The sequence below is a fragment of the Sphingobium sp. OAS761 genome (assembly GCF_024168485.1).
Classification (GTDB): Bacteria; Pseudomonadota; Alphaproteobacteria; order Sphingomonadales; family Sphingomonadaceae; genus Sphingobium.
The window spans coordinates 1-6072 of sequence record NZ_JALJVY010000028.1 but is presented as its reverse complement, the minus strand read 5'-3'; the positions used below and the strand labels follow the sequence as shown (position 1 = coordinate 6072).

At 64.4% G+C, this 6072-nt stretch carries 7 protein-coding genes; 3 read left to right on the top strand and 4 right to left on the bottom strand.

What is annotated here, in order from left to right; all coding sequences use genetic code 11:
• The first annotated feature begins 202 nt into the window (after positions 1–202).
• Positions 203–430 (top strand): hypothetical protein, encoded by a 228-nt coding sequence (locus tag J3E64_RS20510; RefSeq protein WP_253345111.1) that lies wholly within the window; start codon positions 203–205, stop codon positions 428–430.
• Positions 431–477: 47 nt separating this feature from the next.
• Here the strand turns inward: J3E64_RS20510 and J3E64_RS20505 are convergent, their stop codons facing one another.
• Complete coding sequence (locus J3E64_RS20505; RefSeq protein ID WP_253345109.1) at positions 478–1248, bottom strand: SDR family NAD(P)-dependent oxidoreductase; 771 nt, start codon at positions 1246–1248, stop codon at positions 478–480.
• Between the two features lie 23 nt (positions 1249–1271).
• Positions 1272–2345: a Rieske 2Fe-2S domain-containing protein gene (locus J3E64_RS20500; RefSeq protein ID WP_253345108.1), complete on the bottom strand. Its 1074-nt coding sequence runs from the start codon at positions 2343–2345 to the stop codon at positions 1272–1274.
• A 142-nt stretch (positions 2346–2487) separates the two neighbouring features.
• Between J3E64_RS20500 and J3E64_RS20495 the strand changes: the two genes are divergently transcribed.
• Entirely contained in the window at positions 2488–3309 is an 822-nt protein-coding gene (locus J3E64_RS20495) for a helix-turn-helix transcriptional regulator (RefSeq protein WP_253345107.1), read from the top strand.
• 32 nt (positions 3310–3341) lie between these two features.
• Positions 3342–4109, top strand: coding sequence for an SDR family oxidoreductase (locus J3E64_RS20490; protein WP_253345106.1), 768 nt, complete (start codon positions 3342–3344; stop codon positions 4107–4109).
• Positions 4110–4111: 2 nt separating this feature from the next.
• Here the strand turns inward: J3E64_RS20490 and J3E64_RS20485 are convergent, their stop codons facing one another.
• Positions 4112–4942 carry a sugar phosphate isomerase/epimerase gene (locus J3E64_RS20485; protein ID WP_253345105.1) on the bottom strand — a complete coding sequence of 277 codons (831 nt, stop codon included), beginning with the start codon at positions 4940–4942 and terminating at the stop codon, positions 4112–4114.
• Positions 4939–5826: an alpha/beta fold hydrolase gene (locus J3E64_RS20480; protein WP_253345104.1), complete on the bottom strand. Its 888-nt coding sequence runs from the start codon at positions 5824–5826 to the stop codon at positions 4939–4941. Before J3E64_RS20480 ends, J3E64_RS20485 begins: the two co-directional genes overlap by 4 nt.
• Positions 5827–6072: the final 246 nt, after the last annotated feature.

Sequence of the window (6072 nt, the reverse complement as noted above, 5' to 3'; positions counted from 1 at the left end):
GTCCTGCTATGTCGGCGACCAATCGCAGCGAGAACCATGGGCGCCCACCGCGTCGGTGAAATGCCCTCTAAGTCCATCATATGAGTCGGTCAACAGGAAAATCCGGGCGGCTGTGATTTTCCACCACATCATCCGCGCAAGCGGGCACAGGCGCCCCCTGCGCCCGCTTGCCCTGCGGGTTGACCGCCCCTATCAACCACCCATGACGCCGGACGCACTGATCGACCTGCTTGTTGCAACGCTGGTGCGCGATCACGGGCGCAGCAAACATCATTGGCGCAAGGTGATCGGGCGTGTGCGGCTATATGATCGTGCGACCCATCCGCATTGCAACTGGTCGCTGACCCCGGCCGGCACGCAGGGCGACGTGGCGCTGATCGAGACGATGCTGGACGATCTGCGCCTGACCCACCCGCTGCTGGCGGGCTGAGCCCCGACGGGAAACCGCGCCGGTCATGACCGGCGCGGTCGGACATATCAGACGCCGAAGCCGCCGGCGACAGAGATGGTCTGGCCCGTCACATAATTGGCGTCCTCCGACGCCAGGAAGACGGCGGCCTTGCCGATATCTTCCGCCTTGCCCCACCGCTTGAGCGGCAGCAGCTTCTTGACCTCGCGCTCCCAATTCTCGTCGAAATAGCCTTCGTCCTGTCCGACCTTGAACTGACCGGCGTCGATCACGCCGACGAGGATGGAATTGGCGCGGATCTCGTGCACGCCTTCTTCCTTGGCGATGCCCTTGACCAGGGATTCGTTGCACGCCTTGGGCGCGACCGACAGTCCGTCAAGATGGGGCCACCAGTCGTGGCCGCCGGAACCGAGATGGACGAAGGATCCGCCGCCCTTGGCGCGGTAGTGCGGGATGGCGATGCGCGCGGCATAATAGAAGCCGAACGCCTCGATCTCCATGGACGCGCGGAACTGCTCCAGCGACCAGTCGGCGATATTGACCTGTGCGACGATCGGGCCGGCGCCCCAGACGATGGAATGGATGCGGCCATGCGTCTCGACGGCCGCGGCGAAGGCGGCGTCCATCTCCTCATAATTGCGCGCATCGGCCTGATGGATGCTGGCCTTGACGCCCAGATCCCGGATCGCCTGCGCCGTCGCTTCGGCCACGGCCTCCTTAGAACGATAGAAGATCGCGACATCCGTACCGGCCTTGGCGAATTCCATCGCCACGCCCTTGCCGATGCCGCCGCTGCCACCGAAGACGGCGACCGCGCCCTCAGGAAAAATCCTGCTCATTCTCATCCTTTCCTTGGTGAAATCTATTCGGCGGCCACAAGACCGGGCGCCGGGTTCATCCCGCTGGTATGATGCACGCCGTTAGCCCGGGCCTGATGCGTCGCCGCTTCCGCGCGCGGATTATAAAATTGCTTGTACCAGGCACGGCTGCGATGAAACGGACCGTCGGTCGGCAGCCGCAAGATCGCGAAGGCGGGCGCCTTCGTGCGCCAGATCGCGAAATCCTGTGAAAAGGCGGCCAGGCCGCCGGCATGATATTGGCTGCGCAATTCCGCGTCCGCAGGCGTCGCGGGCATATGCAGCGCGCGTGTCGTGATGCCGTGCCATACCTGGGTCACGCCATCCTCCCTGGGCGTGTGGCAGATGATCTGCACCGCGTCGGTTTCCCCCGAATAGCGGGCGATGAGGATACCGGGCCCGGTATAGAAGGCATCGACGTTGAGCACGCCGTCCTCGCTGGTCATCGTTTCATGGCCTCCGCCCGACACCTGCCGTCCGACGACACCGTCGAAAACGGAGTCGAAATAGGCGAGCTTCTGGCCATGGATCGGCCCGAAATGGCGCGTGTCCACCAGATTGTCGAGTATCTCCTGCGGGTGGACGTCGAGCGTGCCGAGATCGTCATAATCGCCCGTCATCCATTGCGGATCGTCCCATTCCGGCAGGTCGGGCAAATCATGGTCGGGCGCACCGCCTTCCGGATCGTGCCAGGCGAAGATGCAGCCGAACCGTTCCTCCGCGGGCCAGGCGCGCAGTTTCGCCGCGGGCGGGATAGGCCCGTCGAAATAGGGAATGTGATCGCATTTTCCGTCCGGGCCGAAGCGCCAGCTATGATAGGGGCAGCGGATGGAATCGCCCTCAATCCTCCGCGCGGCGGCACCCGAGGTCTGTTCCGCGGCAAGATGTGCCTGCATGTGGGGGCAATAGGCGTCCAGCAGGACGACGCGTCCGGATTCTCCGCGATACAGCACCAGATCGCGCCCGAACATGCGAATGGCCGTCGGGCCGGTCGTCACATCCGTCGCGCGCGCCACCATCAGCCATCCACGCGGGAAGGTGAACGGCCCCAGATTATAGTCGGCGGTCTTCGCCATCATCCTCTCCTACGGGCACGTCGTGCCATCATTGCCTCGTTCCGGAAAACAGGGTGTCGGCAAGGCCCGCGAGGAACAATCCCCTTGCAGAGATTGCTATCGTCATACGATATTATAGGATCATCATTTGATCGGAATACAAAAAATGTCACAGACCAGGCGTCCGGGACTGGCTATGGTCCTTTCGGAATTGCGGCGGGAATTGAAGGGACGGGGCATCCGGGTGCGCCAACTGGCAACGGAATTGGGCGTGGCGGAACCGACCATATGGCGCTGGCTGCGCGGCGACGGCCTGACGCTGGACAGGCTGGATGCCGTCTGCGCGCTGGCCGACATCGACCTGCGCGACCTGCTCGGGCGGAGCGTGGAGGAAGAGGCCGACCGGTTCACGCTGGCGCAGGAACGGGTGCTGGCGGCCGACCGCGGTCTGGCACTCGTCTTCTTCGCCATTCTTCACGGTGCGCAGCGATTGGACATCGAACAGGCATTCGGCCTGCCGCGCGACCGCCTGAACAGCCATATCGAGCGGCTCAAGCGCCTGGACCTTGTGCGCGTGGCGACTAGGGGGCGGCTCAGGCCCGGGGTCAAGCGAACGGTGCGCTGGCGCCGGGGCGGCCCCCTGGCGGCCGCGTTCGACCGGACGATCAAGCCGCTTTTCATGTCGATGGATTTCGGGTCGATCGACGCAGATTATGTGTCCGACATCGTCCCCCTCAGCCCTGCGGGTCGTACCCGGGTCCATGCGCTGTTCGAGACGCTGCGGGAGGATATCCAGCTGATCGGCGAGCAGGAACGCGCGGCGGGACTGGAAGGACGGGACTGGAGCGGGCTGCTGATGATGGTGCGTCCATTCGATATCGGCGAAATGACGGCCGAATGGGCGGGCGCCGCGGCGGCGGACGCCGGGCTTTTCCCTGATGATGGAAATGCGCGATCCCGCGACGCCAAGCCCGGCCAATCGCAATAGGCAACAGAAAATTCAAACGGAAGGAGCGGATAGTGGCAAGTTTTCCAGACGGCTGCACCCTGCTGGTCGGTGGCAGCGGTGGCATCGGGAGCGGAATTTCGGAGGTGTTCGCGCAATCCGGGAGCGATGTCGCCATCGTCTACCGATCGAATCCGGGCCGCGCGGAGGCGATCGCGGCCACGGCGGCGACGGCTGGTCGCAAGGCGACAGTGCATCAGGCGGATGTGACCGATCAGGCATCGATCCGCGCGGTCGTGGAGGATGCCATCGCCGCCCATGGCCGCATCCACACGGTCGTCTGGGCCGCCGGGCCGCTGGTCAATCAACGCTATCTGTCCTCGACGCCGATGGAGGAATGGCGCCATGCCTTCGACGTGGAAGTCCATGGCTTCCTGGCCACGGCGCAGACGGTGATCCCGCATATGCGCGATCATGGCGGCGGCAGTTTCGTAACGCTCGGATCAGCGGGCCATGACTGGTGGCCTGCGCGCGACGGCATGTCCGTGGCAGTGAAAGCCTCGAACGAACAGCTGGTCCAGGGCATCGCGAAGGAGGAAGGACGTTACCGCATCCGCGCCAATTCGGTGCTCGTCGGCGTGATCGATGCGGGCCAGCTGCACGAACTTACCCGGCTGGGTCAGATCGACCAGCGCTGGGTGGACAATACGCACAAGCTGCTGTGCCTGAAACGCTGGGGCACGGCGCAGGAAATCGGCCATGCCTGCGTGTTCTTCGCCTCGGACGAAGCGGCCTATGTCACTGGGCAGCGCATTTCAGTTTCGGGCGGCTTTGGCGTCTAATGTCAGGTGTGGCCCGTCGCCTGCGCCATCACCGCGCGGCAACGGCGGGCCGCCTCCCGCAGCCGGTCGATATGCGGCATGCCTTCCAGGGTGCGTGCAACCTGGGGAATTTCCATCGAAACGATGATGTCGGGCGGCAGCGCCGCGATCAGCGCAGGGAGCGGCAGCACGCCCTCGCCGGGCATCAGCCGCTCGTGCAAGGCGGCCTCCATATAGTCCTCGACCCTGTCGAGGCGGATGTCGCATAGCTGCAAATAGGTAAAATGGTGCGGCGCAATCGCGCCCAGATCCTCGACCTGCTGCCCGGCCGCGAAGAAATGCATGGCGTCCACCAGAACCGACAGGTTGGGCGATCCCATGCGTTCGATGCGGGCAATGACGCCGGGCAGTGCGGGACGACCCGGACGCGCCGAAAATTCCAGGCATATGTCGAGGCCGGCGATCCGGGCCAGTTCGGCAAAGCGCTCCGTCTGGTCGCAATCGCGGTTGGGATCCGGCTCGAACGACAGGAGGTTGAGGCGCCGTGCCCCCAACTCGGCAAAGGCGTCGATCACCGGCTGGCAATGCTGCACATCGACTCCGGGCCGGATCGCACAGCCCTCACCCAGTGCCAGTCCTATGCCCAGATCGTCCAGCGCCCGCAGCGTATCCCGCCGCAGGACGGCGTCATCGACCAGCGACCATGCGGGAAAGCCAAATGGATTGATATCCAGCCTTTCCGCGAACAGGCTGATGCTCTCGCATCCGGCATCGCGCGCCAGTGCGGCAAAGGCAAGCGGCGGCATGCCGTTGACCGTCAGATGATCGATGCCGACCGGTCGCGATATGCTCATGGCGACGGCGCCCGGGCTGGCCGCGCCAGCAGATCCTGCAATGCCGCGTCGAACGCGGCGGGCTGCTCATACATGGCCCAATGTCCGGCTGCCGGAACGATGCGCAACTCGGCTTCGGGATGAAAACGGCGGACCGCTGCGGCATTGGCCGTCGGGTCGGGATGCGGGAAGTCATGCTCACCCCAGATCAGGTCTATGGGTGTGGTGGTCCGTTCGATCGCCCGCAACAGCTTGTCGGGGATGACATGATATTGCACCCGCGTGCGGGACAATGGTCCATAATATGCGGAAATATCGATCGCCATATCGTCGATGGCGGTGGGCGCGTGCAGCATCATCGCGCCCAGATTGTGCCGGTTGATCGCGCGGCGCTCCTCCGGCGGCCTACCCCGGATCGGGCGGAAGTCGGCAAAGCGCATCGGCGTATCCAGGCCGCCGGCATCGACGAGAATCAGGCGTCGGATCGCGGCCGGATTGCGCGCTGCCATCAGGCAGGCGATCAGCGCACCCAGCGAGAATGCGACGATGTCGACCGGCTCTCCTCCCGTCATTTGGCCCAGGGCGTCGGCGACCAGGTCGCTGTGCGCGTCCGGGCTCTCCAGATCGGCGGGTGGATCGGAATCCCCGAAACCCGGCAGGTCGACGGCAATCACCTGCCGTGATGCCGCCAGCGCCTCGATATTGCGCACCCAATGCATCCACCCGCCGTGCGATCCGTGCAGCAGCAAGACCGGCTGGCCCTCCCCCCAGCTTCGCCAGACCATCTGGCCATTGCCATGTGACATGACATTGCGACGAGAAGTTTCATGAAGATGCGCGATCAGCGGGTGATGCCGCAACGACGCAGGCGCCACCTTGGCCATATCCGGGTTCGCGTCGGTCAATCACCCCTCCTGTTTCTGTTTCATGGACTCACCTGTCCCTTGCCGGTTTAGGACAGGCGACGCGGAAACAGGGACAGGAAAGCTGTTTCTTCGCATGTCCGAAACGGAGCCATGGCGGGACCGGCATGCCGCCAACGGCGGCACCGTTGGCCCGACAAGACCGGGGTCATCGGTCATTTTTGTCTGTTTGGGTTTGGTTGTGGGGGCGTTGGGGACGCGAGGGAGCCCTGGCGACCATGGGGTTCG

What these genes read in the sequence shown, in the direction of transcription:
- J3E64_RS20510 (WP_253345111.1), top strand. Translation starts at nt 203, where the DNA reads ATGACGCCGGACGCACTGATCGACCTGCTTGTTGCAACGCTGGTGCGC.
- J3E64_RS20505 (WP_253345109.1), bottom strand. Translation starts at nt 1,248, where the DNA reads ATGAGCAGGATTTTTCCTGAGGGCGCGGTCGCCGTCTTCGGTGGCAGC.
- J3E64_RS20500 (WP_253345108.1), bottom strand. Translation starts at nt 2,345, where the DNA reads ATGATGGCGAAGACCGCCGACTATAATCTGGGGCCGTTCACCTTCCCG.
- J3E64_RS20495 (WP_253345107.1), top strand. Translation starts at nt 2,488, where the DNA reads ATGTCACAGACCAGGCGTCCGGGACTGGCTATGGTCCTTTCGGAATTG.
- J3E64_RS20485 (WP_253345105.1), bottom strand. Translation starts at nt 4,942, where the DNA reads ATGAGCATATCGCGACCGGTCGGCATCGATCATCTGACGGTCAACGGC.